An 18,216-nucleotide genomic window follows, 5' to 3' on the forward strand; every position below is an offset into this window, starting at 1 on the left:
TCCTGTAACAGGCATGGGCGGGCTTACCAACAGACAAATCCACCGTCCACCAGCAGGTCGATACCGGTGCAGAACGACGACGCCTGGCTGGCCAGAAAAACTGCCGGCCCAACCATTTCTTCTACGCTGGCCATGCGACCCATCGGCGTGGTCTGTTCAAAGATTTTTACTTGCTCGGCCACTTCCGGGCGCGAGTTCATGGGCGTAGCGGTGTAGCCGGGGCTGATGCAGTTGACCCGCAGCCCCTTGTCGGCCCACTCCATTGCCAGGCTCTTGCTGAGGTGGATGACCCCGGCCTTGGAGGTGTTGTAGTGCGCTTGCAGCAGTCCGCGGTTGACAATGCTGCCGGACATCGACGCGATATTGACGATGGACCCTTTGCCGCGAGGCAGCATGACTGCGGCCTGGGCCTGGCAACTGAGAAAGATACCGGTGAGATTGATGTCCAGCATCGTTTGCCAGCGTTGCAGCTCCAGGTCTTCGGCGGCCTGGGCGTTGGCGATACCTGCGCAGTTGACTGCCACACTCAGCGCGCCCAGTTCGGTTTCGCTTCGGGCTACGGCTGTATCCAACGCTGCACGGTCTGTCACCGTACCGCTCAGGGTGATAGCGCGGCGGCCCAGCGCAAGGATGCGCTCTACGGTGCTGCCGATGCCGGGGCTGCCCGGCAGGTCGAAGCAGGCCACATCGGCACCGGCCTCAGCCAGGCCTACTGCAATGGCCTGGCCGATGCCGCTGCCTGCGCCGGTCACAAAGGCCACTTGGCCATCAAGACGAAAAAGTTGCATGTTTCGCTCCACGTCATAAACGTCTGATTGGATGCCTGTTTTCAGGCAGTGGCCATTTCCATGACCGTGACCGGGGTCGCTGCGCCGCGTTCGAGAATGCCCATCTGTCTGCCACGGCTCATGACCATGACCCTATGCGACAGGCCAAGGACTTCGTCGAGGTCGGAACTGACCACAATCACTGCCATGCCGGTTGCTGCCAACTCCGCGATCACTTCGTAAATAGCTGCGCGCGCGCCGACGTCGATGCCTCGCGTCGGTTCGTCGAGAATGAACACTTTGGGGTTACGTGCCAGCCATTTGGCAATGATGACTTTTTGCTGGTTGCCGCCTGACAGGCTGTCGATGCGTTGTTCTGGCGCGCCTTTTACCCCCAGCCTGGAGATGGCATTGCGGGCAAATTCGTGAAGCCCGTTGGGCAGTATCCAACTGCCGCTGTGCAGCAGGTCGGTGTTGCCGTAGACCAGGTTGTCTTCGATCCGGTGTTCAACTACCACGCCTTGTTGCTTGCGGTCTTCAGGCACCAGCACCACGCCAGCCTGGATGGCCTGGGAGGGGGAACGCAGATGAACGGTTTCGCCGTCCAGCTGCATGTGGCCCTGAATATCCCGGGCTGCCCCGGAGATCACCCGGATCAGTTCGGTACGGCCGGCGCCGACTACTCCGGCGATGCCGAACACTTCGCCAGCGTGTACGCTGAAGTCGATGCCGTGCAGAGCGAACTCCCGACAGGCGAGGTCCTTGACCTGCAGCATTACCCGCTCCTGCGGTGCCTGCAGGGCGGGGAAGATACGCTCCAGGCTGCGCCCGACCATTTGTTCGACCAGTTCGCGCACCGGTACCTGGGCGGTGGCGTGCAGAGCAATTTGTCGGCCATCGCGCAGGACCAGAATACGGTCGGCGATGCGTGCGATTTCTTCCAGGCGATGGCTGATGTAAATGAACGATACGCCCTGGGCTTTGAGGCGTTCTACCTGCTGAAACAACAGCTCGGTTTCCTCGCTACCGAGGGCCGCAGTCGGCTCGTCGAGGATTAGCAGTCTGGCATTCAGAGTCAGCGCCTTGGCGATTTCGACCAGTTGCTGTGCAGCAACGCTCAGTCCCTCGACCTTGCGCGATGCCGGCACATTCAGGCCCAGGCGCTGCAGTTGCTTCTGTGCCTGCGCTTCCATGTAGTCACGGTCTACCTTGCCATGACGCATGGGCAGGCGACCGACAAAGATGTTCTCGGCAATCGACAATTGCGCCAGCAGGCGAATCTCCTGATGGATCAGACCGATACCGGCACTCAGAGCTGCCCCCGGCGATTCCGGGGTGTAGTCCTGATTGAGCCAGGTCATGGAGCCGCCTTCTTCGGGCTGCACCAAGCCAGCGATGATCGACGACAGGGTGGATTTGCCTGCGCCGTTCTCGCCGAGCAGGGCGAGCACTTCGCCCGGTCGCACATCGACGTTGATCTGCGACAGCACCTGCACAGGTCCGTAGGACTTGCCGATGTTGCGCAGGCACAGCACCGCCGCCGGTGCGGTCTCGGTACCGTGGAGAGCTTGGTTATCCAGAGCAGCTTGCATGGCGAACTCCCGGACTCAAGGGTGCTGTTGCAGGAAGGGTGCAACGTTATCCTTGGTGGTCAGTACGGTTTCCAGCAACTGCTCCTTGGGCACGGGCTTGCCAGCCTTGAGGTCCAGCGCAGAGGCGACTGCCATGCGGCCCATTTTCTGGGTCTGCTGGGTCATGGTCGCTTGCAGCACACCGCTGGCCACGGCTTTGAGGCCCGCAACGTCGCCATCGAAACCGACCACCACCACGGGCTGCGCCAGGTTGGCGACTTTTACCGCCTGCGCGGCACCCAGCGCCATGGCATCGGCGCGGCCAAAAAATACCGTGATGTTCGGGTCGCGCTGCAACAGGTCCTGGGCGACCGCAAAGCCTTTGTCCTGCGCCCACTCGGCAGGTTGTTCGGCAACCACCTTGAGGTCGGGAAAACCCTTCAAGCCTTCCTGGAAGCCCTTGGCACGGTCGTTTTCCGGAGTGGTGCCCAGCTGGCCCTGAAGGATTGCGATGCGGCCCTTGCCGCGAGTCACCTTGCCCACGTATTCAGCAAGGGTGCGTGCACCGGCAACGCTGTCGCTGGCGATAAAGGTGTCGCCGGGTGCATCGGGTGCATTGCGATCGACGGCGATGACAGGAATCCCCGCAGCCTTGGCTGCCTTGACCGGTACCCCGGCGGCAGTGGCACCCGCAGGAATGTAGATCAGCGCATCTATCTGGCGGGTGATCAGGTCTTCGATCTGGCTGACCTGGATGGAGGAGTTGCCCTGTGCATCAACGGTAATGATCTTCACCCCACGGGCTTTTCCTTCCGCCTCTACCGACTGTTTGATCTGGTTGAAAAAGTCAGCCTGCAGATTGGCCACGGCCAGGCCGATGGTGAGTTCCCTGGCCCAGGTCGAACCTGCGGTAGTGAGGGTCGCGGCAGCCAGAGCGGTAGCGAGCAGCAGTTTTTTGGTCATGAACATGGCGGTGACTCCTGATTTTATTGTTGGGGGTGTCAACAGCGGTCAAGCGCAAAACAGCACAGCTTAATGAGCACTACTGTCAATTAATGAGCACTACTGGAACGGCGACGCAAGGTATCGATGGTCACGGCAAGGGCGATCACCACGCCGATCACCACCTGTTGAATGAAGGGGGAAACGCCCAGCAGGTTGAGCCCGTTGCGCAGCACACCAATGATCAGCACGCCTACCAGTGTGCCGCCGACGCTGCCGACGCCGCCGCTCAAACTGGCACCGCCGATGACGACTGCAGCAATCGCATCCAGCTCCAGAGTCAGACCTGCGCTGGGTTGTGAAGAGTCGAGGCGGGCAGCCATGGTCACCGCGGCGATACCGGCAAGTGCCCCGCTGATGGCGTATACCCATAACGTAATGGCTCGCACTTTGATCCCCGAAAGCCTCGCGACTTCGGGGCTGCCGCCAATGGCGTACAGGTTACGACCGCCTGCACGAAAGCGCAGGAACACCCAGGCCACCACCAGCATGATCAGAAATAGACCGACTGTGGCCGACAGAAAGCCGAAATGACGAACCGTGGCCAGGTGAGTGAACCATTCCGGATAACCGACGATCTGCCGGCCTTCGGTAAGAATGTTTGCCAGGCCTCGCGCGACCGACATCATGGTCAGCGTGGCGATGAAGGCGGGCAGTCTGGCGTAGGTAATCAGCAGGCCGGACACCAGTCCCGCGAGCATGCCGGTCGCAACCGCCACCGGAATAGCCACACCCAGCGCCAGGCCCTGGTCCTGATACAACCAGCCGAGCATCATCATCGAAAACGCCAGCACCGAGCCCACTGACAGGTCAATCCCGCCGATCACGATCACGGCGGTCATGCCGATCGCGAGGATGCCCAGTACGGTGACTTGATCAAGGATATTCAGACCATTGCGCAGGGTGAAAAAGAATTCGGAACTGAAGGAGAAGACCACTACCAGCAGCGCCAGACCAATCAACGGACCACCGATGTTGTTCGGCAGCAGCCTGAGCAGCCATGCACGCCCCGAAGGTTTTACGACGGCCTGATGAGCAGGGGCTTTGGCGTCCATAGCGTTCTCCGGATTTATTGTTGTTGGAGTTTTTTTGGTTGCATGAATATATATGCATGCCTGACTTTTAATTCAGATTCCATCCCCGGCTCGCTAAAGTCAAGCGGTTTAATTTTCTTCAGTCACCGCTCTCGCCTCCATAAATGCCCTGAAAGCCTCTTAGCAGAGCCTCGCGTTGATAACCCATCGGGCTGGCAATCGGGCATCTCCACGTTCTTTTTTTCGATTTCGGCGCAGCGTTCGCTTGACCTGAAGAACGAACAGCGTCTAAATATAAATATATTTTCAAGTGTGAATATATATTCATTCCGTGTTTTCAGGCACTGCTTTCAAGGCCTTTGATATGACGCGTGTGAGCCCCCCAGGAGCCGTTGCATGAATGCCTTCCAGTACGACGCCCAACAAATCAAAGAACAGGCACGCCTGATCAGGCGCAATGTCATCCTTCTGAATGCCGGGTCGCCAGCGGGCGGGCATACCGGGGCCGACCTTTCGGAAACCGATATTCTTGCCACGTTGTACTTTCGTATTCTCGACATCGGTCCGCAGCGCATCGAGGACCCGGAGCGCGATATCTATATCCAGAGCAAAGGCCACGGAGTGGGCGGGCTGTATTGCTGCCTGGCCCAGGCGGGTTACATCCCCGAGGCGTGGCTGCCTGACTATCAGCACTTCAATTCGCGCTTGCCGGGGCACCCGGTGCGCCAGAAGACGCCAGGTATCGAGCTCAACACCGGCGCACTCGGACACGGACTGCCGGTCGCGGTCGGCCTTGCGCTGGCTGCGAAGATGTCCGGGAGTAAACGGCGTATCTACGTACTGACCGGCGATGGCGAACTGGCGGAAGGGTCGAACTGGGAGGCGGCGATGGCGGCCGCCAAGTACGGTCTGGATAATCTCTTTGTCATTGTCGACAAGAACAAGCTGCAACTGGCAGGCCTGACGGCAGAGATCATGCCGCTGGACCCATTGGATGTGAAATGGAAGGCGTTTGGTTTCACGGTCAGTGAATGTGATGGCAACGATGTTGCCCAGTTGGTGCCCGCGCTGGAGCAGATGCAGGCCCGCAAGGGGGCTCCCCAGGTACTGATCGCCCATACCGTCAAAGGCAAAGGCGTGTCATTTATCGAAGGGAAACCCGAATGGCACCACAGGGTGCCCAAGGGTGAAGAAGTCGGCGCAGCACTGGAGGAGTTGAATCATGTCGAGTGAACATTTTGCCAGTGTGATGGTGGAAGCATTCATTGCCGCTGTTGATGCCGGGCTGGACCTGGTGCCGGTGGTCAGCGATTCCACGTCGACTGCGAAGATCGGTCCCTTCGTGCAGCGCTTCCCCGAGCGCGTGATCAATGTCGGAATTGCAGAGCAATCGTTGGTCAGCGTAGCTGCCGGTCTGGCGCTGGGCGGCAAAATCGCGGCGACCTGCAACGCTGCGCCGTTCCTGATTTCCAGGGCTAACGAGCAGGTCAAGGTCGATGTCTGTTACAACCACGCCAATGTCAAAATGTTCGGTCTTAACGCGGGGACCAGCTATGGGCCTCTGGCCAGCACCCATCATTGCCTGGATGACATTTCAGTGATGCGCGGCTTTGGCAACGTACAGATTTTTGCGCCGTCCGACCCGCTTGAGTGCCGTCAGATCATCGACTATGCCTTGCGTTATCAAGGTCCGGTCTATATACGTCTCGACGGCAAACCACTGCCTGAGCTGCACGATCGGAGTTATCGCTTCGTACCCGGTCAGGTGGATATTCTGCGTCACGGTTCGGACGTCAGTATCGTCGCGCTGGGCTCGGTGGTGCATGAAGCGGTGGACGCTGCGGCGCTACTGGCGGAGCAGGGTGTCGACGCGCAGGTCATCAATCTCTCTTCAATTCGTCCATTACAGCGTGATGCGCTATTCGACGCCCTGAGCGGCAGCCGTGGCGTGATTACCGTCGAAGAGCACAACGTCAATGGCGGACTTGGTAGCCTTGTGGCCGAGCTGCTTGCCGAGGGCGGGGCGGGTGTTGCGCTTATTCGTCTGGGTATCGGCGACGGTGAGTATGCAGCGGCGGGTGCCCGCGAACCGACTCGCGCGTTGCATGGCATTGATGCTGCCGGGATTGTCGCCGCCTATGCACGTTTGCGCTGATGCGCTCCCGTATATCGAGTAACCAGACCATGAATGAATGCTCCCCGCTGATTCTGGCCCTTGATGAAGGCACCAGCAATGCCAAGGCTGTGCTGGTCAACGAGTTGGGGCAAGTGATCGCCCGCGGTTCGCGACCCTTGTGTCTCAGTCATTCGCAGCCCGGTTATTCGGAGCAGGACCCGTTGATGATCTGGGAGAGCACCCTCGCAGCCATCGAAGACTGCATGATCGGTCTGGATCGCCCGCTGAGCGCGCTGGCCATCAGTAATCAACGCGAGTCAGTGGTCGCTTGGGATCGGGCCAGCGGCGCACCGCTGTCGCCCTGCATCAGTTGGCAGTGTCGACGTTCGCTGCCCTTGTGCAATGAACTGCATGCGCAAGGTCATGAGGCGATGATTCTAGGCAAGACCGGCCTTGCGCTGGACCCGATGTTTTCTGCCGGCAAGCTGCGCTGGATCCTTGATCATCTGGACAATGGTCATGCACGCGCAGCCGCCGGCAAAATCTGCCTCGGGACCATCGACAGCTGGCTGCTCTGGAACCTCAGCGGCGGTGGGGCATTTGCCACCGATTACTCCAACGCGGCACGCACTCAGTTGTTCAACCTGCACACCGGCGATTGGGACCCTGAGTTGCTTGAGCTGTTTGCGATTCCTGTCGCCGCATTGGCAACCATTCAACCCAGTGCCGGCTTTTTTGCGCATACCGTCGCCAACGGCAGCCTCGCTGCCGGGATTCCGATTCTGTCGATGATCGGTGACTCGCACGCTGCGCTGTACGGCCAGGGCGGTTTTGCTCCGGGCTTGGTCAAGGCCACGCTGGGGACGGGCTCTTCGCTGATGACGCCCATGCCCGGGCCTGTGGTCTCTGACCACGGACTGTCGACGACATTAGCCTGGCACGACGGTACTGCGGCAACCTACGCCATGGAAGGCAACATCGTTCACACCGGCGCGGCGGTGCAGTGGGCATCGCGACTGATGCCCGGGGAGTCCCTCGATGCACTGAGCGAAAAGGCCGCACAGCTGGCTGACAATGGTGGTGTTTACTTTGTGCCAGCGTTGTCCGGACTGGGAGCGCCCCACTGGCAGGCTGACGCCCGCGGGCTGATTTGCGGCCTTACTGAAGGTGCTGGCGGCGTACACATCATGCGGGCCGCACTGGAATCCATCGCCTATCAGATTCGCGATGTGTTCGATGCCATGCAGGCTGATACCGGTACTCCACTCAAGGAGCTCTGGGTGGATGGCGGGGCGACCCGCAATCGCTGGCTCATGCAGTTTCTCGCGGACCTGTTGCAACGCCCGGTAATCCGCAGCCTGTCGCCGGAAGTTTCGGCACTGGGCGCTGCGCACCTCGCCGGTAAAGCCCTTGGCATCTGGCGCGACGATGCCAGCCTCCAAGGCCTGGAAAGAAAGCGTGAGCGCTTCGATCCGGTTGCCGGGCTGAAGCTGGAGGGTCAGTATCGGGAATGGCAGAAGTCCCTGCAGCGTACCGTGCGTTGATTGGCTTGGCGTCTTCCCACCTGCTGAGTCTGCTTTATCACAATCGCAGGGCGGCCCATGCAGGGTGGAGGCCCGGCGCATCAAAATCTGCACGAGCCATAGTCACTGAAACTTGACACTTTGTCTCGTAAAAATAATGTCTTTTCAGAACTAAGCGGTTTTAAATGTCGACAGTAATTTAAAATAAATTATTTTTAATTATCAAATGGTTAGTTGATTAAATTTGTTTTAAACCCTGCCAGCTTAAAAGAGCTTCTCAAGTTAGGATCCAGATGGACGACACTAGGGATGTCTAAGTGATATCGCTCGCATGAGAAGGTTCCAACACTATTCTTGCGACCAAAAAACGCCCATAGCACGCCATGGAAAGGCAAGGCTCATGATCGCCATCATTTTCAGCAAACTCAGCAAACTCAGCAAACTCAGCAAACTCAGCAAACTCAGCAAACTCAGCATCTCGCAAAAGCTGTACTTCAGTTTCGTCGCTATAGTCGTGCTAATCGCCGTGCTGGTAGCCAGTGCCTACAGAGGCTTCGAGCAGGTTGAAGACGCTACCAACAGCAACGTTCACACCTATCCGGTCCTTAGCGATGCACAGTTGGCCCTTGAGCAACTGATCAACATCGAAACGGGTATGCGCGGCTTTGTCATTGCTTCGAAAGATGCTTTCCTTGAGCCCTGGTAGCGGGCGAAAAACGCTTTAACGAAGAGCTCGACTCGCTTAAGCGCCTGACCGCCGATAACCCGGAACAGCAGCGCCGCCTGGCCTCGCTGGGTGAAATTCAAAAGCGCTGGCTCGATGAAGATGTCCATCCAATCATTGCCCTGCGTCGTGACCTGACCGCACGCAACATAGCCGATGACGAGTTGGACAGTCGTATTACCGCCGGTGCCGACAAGGCCAAGATGGACAGCATGCGTGCCATTCTGGCGGAAATCAGCGCCACCGAGAACAAGCTTCTGGTAGCAAGAACCCAGAACATGGTGGATGCCAAGCATCTCGCTATCATGATTCTGATGTGCGGGGGCCTTGCAGCCGCTGTGCTTGCTGCCATCCTGGCCACGGCATTGGGGCGCAGCACTACAGCGCGTCTGCAGTTGGCTATCGACGCGGCAACCGCTATTGTCAATGGCAAGCTGGACACCGTCATTGATACCAGCAGCCATGACGAGTTGCCTAAAGCCTTTGATCGTATGCAGAACCGCCTGCGCGAGATGATTCAACAGATCAGCCAGGCAGCCAATCAACTGGTCGTTGCCGTGCAACAGATTTCCGGTGCCTCCGAGCAGCTTTCCGGTGCAATCCAGGAACAGTCAACGTCTGCATCGATGATGGCCGCCACCATTGAAGAGCTGACCGTCAGCATCCACCACGTATCCGAAAATGCCGATGAGGCGCATCAACTCGCGAGCCGTTCAGGCCAGCAGTCCAGGGATGGCGCGCAAGTCATCGAAAATACGCTGTCCAGCATGAATGGCATTGCCAGGACCGTACAGCTTTCGTCTACTCAGGTTGCAGGCCTGGGTCAGCACTCGGAGCACATTTCATCGATCATCAGTGTGATTCAAGGCATTGCCGACCAGACCAACCTGCTGGCACTCAACGCCGCCATCGAAGCTGCGCGTGCCGGTGAGCAGGGTCGCGGCTTCGCAGTGGTTGCCGATGAAGTGCGCCTGCTGGCGCAAAACACGGGTAAATCCACCAAGGAGATTGCCGGAATGATCGAGAAAATTCAGGCAGGTGTGCGCGAGACAGTCGAGAGCATGCGCAGCGGCGTTCTGGAAGTTAATCAGGGTGTGGAGATGGCTGGCACGGTCGGTCAGGCTATCGTCGAGATTCGCGACAGTTCCGGCAAGGTTCTGCAGGTCGTCGACCAGATATCCTTCGCTTTGCGCGAGCAAACCGCAGCCAGCCAGGACGTAGCGCGTAACGTCGAGCGTTCTGCGCAAATGGCCGAACAAAACAACATGTCGGTTCAGGAATTGCTCAAGACCAGCGGCGGCCTGAAGAACCTGGCCACCAGCCTGCAACTGGAAGTCGGTAAATTTCAGCTTTAGTGCTCTGAAAACTGATCGACAGCAGGGCCACCGCGCTGAAAATGCCCGGTATCAGTCGATAGGCTGATACCGGGCATTTTGCTTTGCAGGTTTGGCAAGCCGAGCGCAGGCGGGCACGAAACGGGTGTCTGACAGCTTTACCGTTGCGCCAGAATACTCCCCAACAAGCCTGGAAACCGGTTCTCCAGCATTTGAGCGCGTAGTGAGTTCATGTGCGTGGTACCAATATTCCGCGTCTGTACAAGCCCGGCATCGCGCAATACCCGAAAGTGATGGGACATGCTGGATTTTGGACGGCCGCCGTCGAGTTCGCCGCAGGTGGCTTCGGCGACGCCTGCCAGATAGCGCACGATTCCCATGCGTACAGGATCACTCAGGGCGTAGAGCACGCGTTCGAGTGTGAGGTCTTCAGGATCGGGGTGTTGGAAGGTTCGCATGGTGCGAATGATATCAAGGCTTCCGTTTATTGCCATAGTTCGATTACCATCGAACAATTGAAATCAAAGTCATCTGGCTTACGGGAGCTTTCCAATGTCTGCATTGTTCGAACCCTTCAAACTGAAAGACGTCACGCTGCGCAACCGAATCGCCATTCCTCCGATGTGCCAATACTCGGCAATCGACGGGGTTGTCAATGATTGGCACCATGTTCACCTCGCCAGCATGGCACGTGGTGGCGCTGGTTTGCTGGTGGTTGAAGCCACTGCAGTTGCACCGGAAGGGCGGATTACCCCCGGTTGCACCGGTATCTGGAACGACGAGCAGGCGCAGGCATTTGTGCCCGTCGTCAAAGCCATCAAGGCGGCAGGCTGTGTGCCGGGCATCCAGATTGCTCATGCCGGGCGCAAGGCCAGTGCCAATCGTCCGTGGGAAGGCGATGACCATATCGTTGCTTCCGATTCGCGCGGCTGGGACACCATCGCGCCCTCGGCAATTGCGTTCGGCGCCAATCTGCCCAAAGTCCCGCGCGCGATGACGCTGGAAGACATTGCCCGCGTTCGTCAGAACTTCGTCGATGCTGCCCGTCGTGCCCGCGATGCCGGCTTTGAATGGATCGAATTGCATTTTGCCCACGGCTATCTGGGGCAAAGCTTTTTCTCCGAGCACTCCAATCAGCGTACCGATGAGTACGGCGGCAGCTTCGATAACCGCAGCCGCTTCCTGCTCGAAACGCTGGCAGCGGTTCGCGAAGTCTGGCCGGAGAACCTGCCATTGACTGCACGCTTCGGCGTTCTTGAGTACGACGGTCGTGACGAACAGACCCTCACCGAATCGATAGAGCTGGCGCGTCGCTTCAAGGCCGGTGGCCTGGACTTGTTGAGTGTCAGCGTCGGTTTCAGCACTCCGGACGCCAACATTCCGTGGGGGCCGGCGTTCATGGGGCCGATTGCCGAGCGAGTACGCCGTGAGGCGGATATTCCAGTGACCAGCGCCTGGGGTTTCGGCGAGCCGAAACTGGCTGAAGAGGCGGTTAAGTCAGGGCAGCTCGATCTGGTCTCGATCGGCCGTGCCCACTTGGCCGATCCGCACTGGGCATACTTCGCGGCGAAAGAGCTGGGCGTCGAAAAGTCTGCCTGGACACTGCCTGCGCCATACGCCCACTGGCTTGAGCGTTATCGCTGAGTCAGCTTGATCTGAAGGGGATGTACTCGTCAGCAGGGTGCATCTTTTCTTCGGCAACGTGGTCGGGCGGCGCTTGCCACCCGCCACCGAGTGCTTTGAACACCGCAACCGCCGCTTGCGCTGACTCGGTTTTCGCCTGCGCGTTGGCGTCGGATATCTGCAGCATTTTCTCATCGGCGCGCAGGACTTCAATCAAACTGACGGCACCTTGCCGATAGCCTGCGAATGAAGATTGTCGCGCTGCCGCAAGGGCCGCTTCCCCCTTGCTCAGCGCTGTGATCCGGTTTTCGTCATTGATCATTGAAGAAACGGCATTTTCAACGTCCTCCGTGGCACGCAAGACTGACTGGCGATAGACCGCGAGGGCTTGAGCTTCCTGCCCTTTGGCCTGATTGATCTGAGCGTTCACTCGACCAAAATCAAAAAGTCTCCAACGCAGTCCCAACAGGCCAGCGTACTGGCTGGCACCCCCGGTAAACAGATTGCCGCTCGACACCGCGGTGGCGCTCCCAAGCAATGCGCTCAGCGAGAGTTTCGGGTAATACTCGCTGACCGCCACCCCAATGCGCGCACTGGAGGCGGCGAGGCGCCGCTCGGCGATCATGAGATCAGGTCTGCGACGCAGAAGATCAGCAGGCGTTCCCGTGGACACAAGCCGAGGTGATTGGGGAATGCTGGCCGGTGCAGACAACGAGTGTCGATGAGTGCCAGGCGGCACGCCTAGCATCACATCCAGCGCGTTCATCGCGGCATCCAGACCCGCTTGCAGGCTCGGCACGGTGGCCTGGACCTGTGAAAGCTCCCCTTCGATCTGACGCACTTCATACTCCGCCGAGATCCCCTGGTCGTAAAGCAGTTGAGTCTTTTCCAGCAGGTCCTGTCGGGTTTTGACCTGTCGGTTTGCAATGTCCAGCCTGGTTTGCAGACCACGAATGGCGATGTAGATATCAGCGGTTTGAGCCGCTACGGCGAGTCTTGAGGCTGCAACACCCGCCTGCGACGCTTGATATTCAGCCAGTGCAGCCTCTCGACCACGTCGCAAGCCGCCGAAAACATCCACTTCCCAGCTCGCATTCAGATCGGCTTCGTACGAACTGCCGTAGCGGTCGTAGCCAGGTCTTGAGTTCAGCACCTGACCAAGTGGCGTTTCGACCGATTGATAGGCACGGGCGGCCTGGGCACTGACGTTCCCCGATGGCAGAAGCGCCGCCGTAGCAGCACTTAATCCTGCCCGTGCCTGAGCAAGCTGCGCACTGGCTTGAGCGAGATCGAGATTCTGTGCAAGCGCGTCTGAGACGAAGCGACTGAGGAGGGGATCATTAAAACCTTCCCACCAGACGGTATTAGCGGTCGTCGGCGCGTTAATATTTGCCTTGTCACCGGATCGAATCAGATAGTGCTCTGGCAGCGGCGTATCCGGGCGGTGGTAATCCGGCCCTGAGATGCAGCCCGACAGCAGGCCAGTGCTTACCACCAATACATAGCTACAAAGCGGGCGCATTGAAAATCCTTGAATTGATCTGCCTTGTGACGATATTACAATTTGGTCACTGGTTGTCAATGAGAGTTCACAGAGTTAAGCTGGAAATATGACTAATCAAATCAAGACGCCGCCATCGCGTGGCCCATCGGATCACAGCGTTCGCGATCAGGTCGTGGAAGCGGCAACCCTGCATTTCGGACATTACGGGTATGAGAAGACCACGGTCTCCGATCTTGCCAAGGCCATTGGTTTCTCCAAAGCCTACATCTACAAGTTTTTCGACTCCAAGCAAGCCATCGGAGAGGTGATCTGCTCGAATCGGCTTGCGATGATCATGAGCATCGTGAATGAGGCAATCAGCGATGCGCCAACGGCTTCCGAGAAGCTGCGCCGCCTGTTTCGCTCGCTTGCAGAGGCTGGCAGTGACCTGTTTTTTCACGACCGCAAGCTCTACGACATAGCGGCAGTGGCAGGTCGGGATCGGTGGCCTTCTGCTGCAGAGCATGACGAACGCCTTCACCGGCTTATTCAGCAAATTGTCCTCGAAGGCAGAGAGTCCGGGGAGTTTGAGCGCAAGACACCTCTGGATGAAGCTGTTCAAGCAATCCACCTGGTGATGCGCCCTTACATCAACCCGGTACAACTGCAATATAACCTCGACATCGTCTCGACGGCCCCGGTCCACCTTGCGGCGTTGGTGCTACGAAGTCTGGCACCCTGATATTGTGACCATTGACTAATTTGGTCACTTTGCAGAGAATCGTTTCCCTGCTCACTTGATTTCAGGTAGGGGATCCCATGCTTCGCTCCAGACGCGTAACCATTGCTTTATTTCTGTTGCCTCTCGTTTTGGCGGCGTGCGGCGAGTCGTCGAGCGTGCGCGACCCGCGTACTCAACCTCCTGTAGTGCGAGCCGCCATTGTTGCGAGCGCTGATGACACCTACCGCTCGTTTACCGGTGTTGTGGTCGCTCGTGTTCAGAGCGATCTGGGGTTTCGCGTCTCGGGAAAGGTGCTGGAGCGTCTGGTCGACACCGGCCAGACCGTCAGGAAAGGTCAGCCGCTTATGCGTCTTGACCCCGTCGACCTCGGCCTTCAGGCACAAGCCCAGCAGCAGGCTGTTGCAGCCGCCAGCGCGCGAGCCCGGCAGACCGCCGATGACGAAGCCCGTAATCGCGATCTGGTGGCGGCAGGTGCTGTGTCCGCCTCTGCCTATGACCGGATAAAATCACTGGCCGACACGGCAAAGGCAGAGCTGAATGCTGCGCAAGCTCAGGCCAACGTGGCGCGCAATGCAAGTGGCTACGCAGTTTTACTGGCGGACGCCGACGGGGTTGTGGTTGATACCCTGGCAGAGCCAGGCCAGGTTGTCAGCGCAGGCCAGCCCGTGGTCAGGCTGGCAAAGGCCGGGCAGCGTGAGGCCATTGTCCAGTTACCTGAAACACTGCGGCCGGTCGTGGGCGAACAGGCTCAAGCCAGGCTTTATGGCAACCCCGCGAACATTATTCCTGCACGGCTGCGGTTGCTCTCTGATGCTGCCGATCCGCTGACGCGTACGTTTGAAGCCAGGTATGTGCTTGAAAGCGGAACCTTCAGTGCGCCACTGGGTTCGACGGTTACGCTCGATATCGCCGGTCGCATGGACAACGGGCATGCACTGACGATACCCATGGCGGCCATCCATGACCCTGGTCAGGGACCTGGTGTCTGGGTCATTGCAGATACGCCTGCAAAAGTAACCTGGCGCGCTGTTCAAGTGCTTGGCCTCAGTGATGATTCGGCAAGGGTGAGCGGCGCTCTCAAGGCCGGCGAACAGATCGTTGCATTGGGCGCGCATTTGCTTCACGACGGTGAAGAAGTGTCTGTCCAGCAAGCACGGGGCGGTGTCGCGGGGGAACGACCATGAGCGGCCGTTTCAACCTCTCTGCACTCGCTGTGCGCGAACGGTCCATCACGCTGTTTCTCATTTTTCTGATCGGCGTGGCAGGTACGCTGTCGTTTTTCGAACTGGGGCGTGCGGAAGATCCGCCTTTTACGGTCAAGCAGATGACGGTTATTTCTGCCTGGCCTGGTGCAACGGCACAAGAGATGCAGGACCAGGTCGCCGAACCGCTTGAAAAACGCATGCAGGAACTGAAATGGTATGACCGCAGCGAGACCTACACTCGACCGGGTCTTGCGTTCACCATGGTTTCATTCCTGGACAAGACGCCGCCTTCCCAGGTGCAGGAAGAGTTTTATCAGGCGCGTAAAAAACTGGGTGATGCAGCGAAGTCGCTTCCTGAGGGCGTCATCGGCCCGATGATCAATGATGAGTTCTCGGACGTGACCTTTGCGCTCTTTGCGTTGAAGGCAAAAGGTGAGCCACAGCGGTTACTGGTACGCGATGCCGAATCGCTGCGCCAGCGTCTGCTGCATGTCCCGGGTGTGAAGAAGATCAATATCATCGGTGAGCAAGCCGAGCGTATTTTCGTCTCGTTCTCCCATGAGCGCCTGGCAACACTGGGTATTTCGCCTCAGGACATCTTCTCGGCGCTTAACGACCAGAATGTCCTGACGCCTGCCGGGTCGATCGAAACCAGCGGGCCTCAGGTATTTCTGCGTCTGGACGGTGCCTTCGACACGCTAGAGAAAATCCGCAACACACCGATCGTCGTGCAGGCTAAAACTCTGAAGCTTTCAGACGTGGCGACAGTGGAGCGCGGTTACGAAGATCCCGCGACGTTTCTGGTCCGCAATCAGGGTGAACCGGCGCTGTTGCTGGGCATCGTGATGCGCGACGGCTGGAATGGTCTGGATCTTGGCAAGGCACTGGATGCCGAGACGGTCAAGATCAATAAGGGCATGCCGTTGGGCATGACGCTTTCGAAAGTCACTGACCAGTCGGTGAATATCAGCTCGGCCGTTGACGAGTTCATGATCAAATTCTTCGTCGCGCTGCTTGTCGTGATGCTGGTCTGTTTTCTCAGCATGGGCTGGCGAGTGGGGGTGGTGGTCGCTGCGGCTGTTCCGCTTACGCTGGCTATTGTCTTTGTAGTGATGGAAGCCACGGGCAAGAACTTTGACCGTATTACCCTGGGGTCATTGATTCTTGCGCTGGGTCTGTTGGTGGACGACGCCATCATTGCCATCGAAATGATGGTGGTGAAGATGGAAGAAGGCTATGACCGCATCAAGGCATCGGCTTACGCCTGGAGTCACACCGCGGCTCCAATGCTTGCCGGTACGTTAGTGACCGCTGTCGGCTTCATGCCGAACGGTTTTGCGCAGTCGACGGCTGGCGAGTACACCAGCAACATGTTCTGGATCGTCGGCATCGCCTTGATCGCTTCCTGGGTCGTTGCAGTGGTTTTCACGCCTTATCTGGGTGTGAAGATGTTGCCTGAGATCAAGCCGGTTGAAGGCGGGCATGCCGCTATTTATGACACGACGAGTTACAACCGTTTCAGGCGTGTGCTGGCGCGCGTTATTGCGCGGAAATGGTGGGTGGCAGGCGCGGTAATCGCTACGTTTGTGGTAGCGATTCTGGGGATGGGGCTGGTAAAAAAACAATTCTTCCCGACATCGGATCGTCCTGAAGTGCTGGTCGAAGTGCAGATGCCCTATGGCACATCCATCGAGCAGACCAGCGTCACTGCAGCAAAAATCGAAGCATGGCTGCAAAAGCAGGATGCCGCGAAGATCGTCACGTCTTACGTCGGGCAGGGCTCGCCACGGTTTTATCTGGCCATGGCGCCGGAGCTGCCAGACCCCTCGTTCGCAAAAATCATTGTGCTCACTGACAGTCAGGAGGCGCGCGAGGCGCTCAAATCAAGGATTCGAGAGGCTGTTGCCCAAGGTCTTGCACCTGAAGCCCGGGTCCGGGTCACCCAACTGGTATTCGGTCCTTACTCACCCTTTCCAGTGGCGTATCGCGTGAGGGGGCCGGACCCTGATGTGTTGCGCGAGATCGCCGGCCGGGTCGAAACCGTCATGCTGGGCAGTCCGATGATGCGGACCGTCAACAGTGATTGGGGCACCCGAGTGCCCACCCTGCATTTCTCTCTGGATCAGGACCGATTGCAGGCCGTCGGTTTGACGTCGAGCGCTGCTGCCCGGCAATTACAGTTCCTGCTTTCCGGTATCCCGATCACGTCTGTGCGCGAAGACATCCGCTCAGTGGCAGTAATGGCGCGCGCAGCCGGCGATATCCGGCTGGACCCTTCGAAAATAGCGGGTTTCACCCTCGTTGGCGCTGCCGGCCAGCGTATTCCTCTTTCCCAGATAGGTGAGGTCGAGGTGCGCATGGAGGATCCGGTTCTGCGCCGTCGAGACCGTGTACCGACCATCACCGTGCGCGGTGACATTGCCGAAGGTCTTCAGCCACCGGATGTATCCAGCAGCATCACGAAACAGCTGCAGCCCATCCTCGACAGCCTTCCGGAGGGCTATCGCATCGAGCAGGCGGGATCAATAGAGGAATCGGCAAAGGCCACTGTGGCGTTGGCTCCGCTGTTTCCGATCATGATCGCAATCACCTTGCTGATCATCATCCTTCAGGTGCGCTCGATGTCGGCGATGGTGATGGTGTTTCTCACCGCGCCGCTTGGATTGATTGGCGTCGTGCCGACACTGCTTCTGTTTAACAAGCCATTTGGTATCAACGCGCTTGTGGGGTTGATTGCCCTGTCCGGGATCCTGATGCGCAATACCCTGATCCTGATCGGGCAAATCGATCAGAACGAGAAAGACGGGCTTGATCCTTTTCATGCGGTGGTTGAAGCGACGGTGCAGCGAGCGCGACCCGTGCTGCTCACGGCCCTGGCGGCCATCCTGGCATTCATCCCGCTGACCCATTCGGTGTTCTGGGGCACCCTCGCTTACACGCTCATCGGTGGCACGCTCGGAGGGACTGTCATGACCCTGGTCTTCCTGCCAGCCATGTATTCGATCTGGTTCAGGATCCGCCCGGACAGTGGATCGCAACCTCAACCGTTCAGCAGCCATGCGTCGACTGACGCAGAGACGAAGAGGGTCTGA

15 protein-coding genes are annotated in these 18,216 nt (G+C 58.4%); 9 read left to right on the forward strand and 6 right to left on the reverse strand.

The window, feature by feature from the left end:
* Positions 1 to 23 precede the first annotated feature (23 nt).
* The 4 genes from MME58_RS11435 to MME58_RS11450 form a co-directional block, all read right to left on the reverse strand.
* Positions 24 to 788: an SDR family oxidoreductase gene (locus MME58_RS11435; protein ID WP_055005739.1), complete on the reverse strand. Its 765-nt coding sequence runs from the start codon at positions 786 to 788 to the stop codon at positions 24 to 26.
* A 41-nt stretch (positions 789 to 829) separates the two neighbouring features.
* Positions 830 to 2,359: a sugar ABC transporter ATP-binding protein gene (locus MME58_RS11440; protein ID WP_055005738.1), complete on the reverse strand. Its 1,530-nt coding sequence runs from the start codon at positions 2,357 to 2,359 to the stop codon at positions 830 to 832.
* A 15-nt stretch (positions 2,360 to 2,374) separates the two neighbouring features.
* The gene (locus MME58_RS11445; protein WP_055005737.1) at positions 2,375 to 3,307 is read right to left on the reverse strand and encodes a sugar ABC transporter substrate-binding protein; all 933 of its coding nucleotides are present in this window, start codon (positions 3,305 to 3,307) and stop codon (positions 2,375 to 2,377) included.
* 83 nt (positions 3,308 to 3,390) lie between these two features.
* Positions 3,391 to 4,395, reverse strand: a complete 1,005-nt coding sequence (locus tag MME58_RS11450) for an ABC transporter permease (RefSeq protein ID WP_055005736.1) — start codon at positions 4,393 to 4,395, stop codon at positions 3,391 to 3,393.
* A 375-nt stretch (positions 4,396 to 4,770) separates the two neighbouring features.
* Between MME58_RS11450 and MME58_RS11455 the strand changes: the two genes are divergently transcribed.
* The 5 genes from MME58_RS11455 to MME58_RS11470 all read left to right on the forward strand — a co-directional run bounded on the left by MME58_RS11455 (position 4,771) and on the right by MME58_RS11470 (position 10,092).
* Positions 4,771 to 5,607: a transketolase gene (locus MME58_RS11455; RefSeq protein WP_054984569.1), complete on the forward strand. Its 837-nt coding sequence runs from the start codon at positions 4,771 to 4,773 to the stop codon at positions 5,605 to 5,607.
* On the forward strand, positions 5,597 to 6,529 hold the full coding sequence (locus tag MME58_RS11460) for a transketolase family protein (RefSeq protein WP_054984568.1): 933 nt from the start codon (positions 5,597 to 5,599) through the stop codon (positions 6,527 to 6,529). Before MME58_RS11455 ends, MME58_RS11460 begins: the two co-directional genes overlap by 11 nt.
* 29 nt (positions 6,530 to 6,558) lie before the next feature.
* Positions 6,559 to 8,034, forward strand: coding sequence for an FGGY family carbohydrate kinase (locus MME58_RS11465; protein ID WP_054984567.1), 1,476 nt, complete (start codon positions 6,559 to 6,561; stop codon positions 8,032 to 8,034).
* A 379-nt stretch (positions 8,035 to 8,413) separates the two neighbouring features.
* Entirely contained in the window at positions 8,414 to 8,719 is a 306-nt protein-coding gene (locus tag MME58_RS27785; protein WP_371913013.1) for a CHASE3 domain-containing protein, read from the forward strand.
* Between the two features lie 44 nt (positions 8,720 to 8,763).
* Complete coding sequence (locus MME58_RS11470) at positions 8,764 to 10,092, forward strand: methyl-accepting chemotaxis protein (protein WP_395514955.1); 1,329 nt, start codon at positions 8,764 to 8,766, stop codon at positions 10,090 to 10,092.
* Positions 10,093 to 10,229: 137 nt separating this feature from the next.
* On the opposite strand, the gene MME58_RS11475 is transcribed toward MME58_RS11470, so the two are convergent.
* On the reverse strand, positions 10,230 to 10,565 hold the full coding sequence (locus MME58_RS11475) for an ArsR/SmtB family transcription factor (RefSeq protein WP_054984566.1): 336 nt from the start codon (positions 10,563 to 10,565) through the stop codon (positions 10,230 to 10,232).
* Between the two features lie 58 nt (positions 10,566 to 10,623).
* On the opposite strand from MME58_RS11475, the gene MME58_RS11480 reads away from it, so the two are divergent.
* Positions 10,624 to 11,715 (forward strand): NADH:flavin oxidoreductase/NADH oxidase, encoded by a 1,092-nt coding sequence (locus MME58_RS11480; RefSeq protein ID WP_055005735.1) that lies wholly within the window; start codon positions 10,624 to 10,626, stop codon positions 11,713 to 11,715.
* Position 11,716: 1 nt separating this feature from the next.
* Here the strand turns inward: MME58_RS11480 and MME58_RS11485 are convergent, their stop codons facing one another.
* A complete protein-coding gene (locus tag MME58_RS11485) occupies positions 11,717 to 13,216 on the reverse strand; it encodes an efflux transporter outer membrane subunit (RefSeq protein WP_055005734.1) in 1,500 nt (499 codons plus the stop codon).
* 88 nt (positions 13,217 to 13,304) lie between these two features.
* Here MME58_RS11485 and MME58_RS11490 point away from each other — a divergent pair, with 88 nt between their 5' ends.
* The 3 genes from MME58_RS11490 (at position 13,305) to MME58_RS11500 (ending at position 18,216) form a co-directional block, all read left to right on the forward strand.
* A complete protein-coding gene (locus tag MME58_RS11490; RefSeq protein WP_054984563.1) occupies positions 13,305 to 13,919 on the forward strand; it encodes a TetR/AcrR family transcriptional regulator in 615 nt (204 codons plus the stop codon).
* A 77-nt stretch (positions 13,920 to 13,996) separates the two neighbouring features.
* Complete coding sequence (locus tag MME58_RS11495) at positions 13,997 to 15,103, forward strand: efflux RND transporter periplasmic adaptor subunit (RefSeq protein WP_054984562.1); 1,107 nt, start codon at positions 13,997 to 13,999, stop codon at positions 15,101 to 15,103.
* A complete protein-coding gene (locus tag MME58_RS11500) occupies positions 15,100 to 18,216 on the forward strand; it encodes an efflux RND transporter permease subunit (protein WP_055005733.1) in 3,117 nt (1,038 codons plus the stop codon). Before MME58_RS11495 ends, MME58_RS11500 begins: the two co-directional genes overlap by 4 nt.

The organism is Pseudomonas syringae pv. tagetis (genome assembly GCF_022557255.1).
GTDB classification, from domain to species: domain Bacteria; phylum Pseudomonadota; class Gammaproteobacteria; order Pseudomonadales; family Pseudomonadaceae; genus Aquipseudomonas; species Aquipseudomonas caricapapayae.

Coding starts and splice junctions, on each gene's coding strand:
- MME58_RS11435 (WP_055005739.1), bottom strand. CDS start 788: ATGCAACTTTTTCGTCTTGATGGCCAAGTGGCCTTTGTGACCGGCGCA.
- MME58_RS11440 (WP_055005738.1), bottom strand. CDS start 2,359: ATGCAAGCTGCTCTGGATAACCAAGCTCTCCACGGTACCGAGACCGCA.
- MME58_RS11445 (WP_055005737.1), bottom strand. CDS start 3,307: ATGTTCATGACCAAAAAACTGCTGCTCGCTACCGCTCTGGCTGCCGCG.
- MME58_RS11450 (WP_055005736.1), bottom strand. CDS start 4,395: ATGGACGCCAAAGCCCCTGCTCATCAGGCCGTCGTAAAACCTTCGGGG.
- MME58_RS11455 (WP_054984569.1), top strand. CDS start 4,771: ATGAATGCCTTCCAGTACGACGCCCAACAAATCAAAGAACAGGCACGC.
- MME58_RS11460 (WP_054984568.1), top strand. CDS start 5,597: ATGTCGAGTGAACATTTTGCCAGTGTGATGGTGGAAGCATTCATTGCC.
- MME58_RS11465 (WP_054984567.1), top strand. CDS start 6,559: ATGAATGAATGCTCCCCGCTGATTCTGGCCCTTGATGAAGGCACCAGC.
- MME58_RS27785 (WP_371913013.1), top strand. CDS start 8,414: ATGATCGCCATCATTTTCAGCAAACTCAGCAAACTCAGCAAACTCAGC.
- MME58_RS11475 (WP_054984566.1), bottom strand. CDS start 10,565: ATGGCAATAAACGGAAGCCTTGATATCATTCGCACCATGCGAACCTTC.
- MME58_RS11480 (WP_055005735.1), top strand. CDS start 10,624: ATGTCTGCATTGTTCGAACCCTTCAAACTGAAAGACGTCACGCTGCGC.
- MME58_RS11485 (WP_055005734.1), bottom strand. CDS start 13,216: ATGCGCCCGCTTTGTAGCTATGTATTGGTGGTAAGCACTGGCCTGCTG.
- MME58_RS11490 (WP_054984563.1), top strand. CDS start 13,305: ATGACTAATCAAATCAAGACGCCGCCATCGCGTGGCCCATCGGATCAC.
- MME58_RS11495 (WP_054984562.1), top strand. CDS start 13,997: ATGCTTCGCTCCAGACGCGTAACCATTGCTTTATTTCTGTTGCCTCTC.
- MME58_RS11500 (WP_055005733.1), top strand. CDS start 15,100: ATGAGCGGCCGTTTCAACCTCTCTGCACTCGCTGTGCGCGAACGGTCC.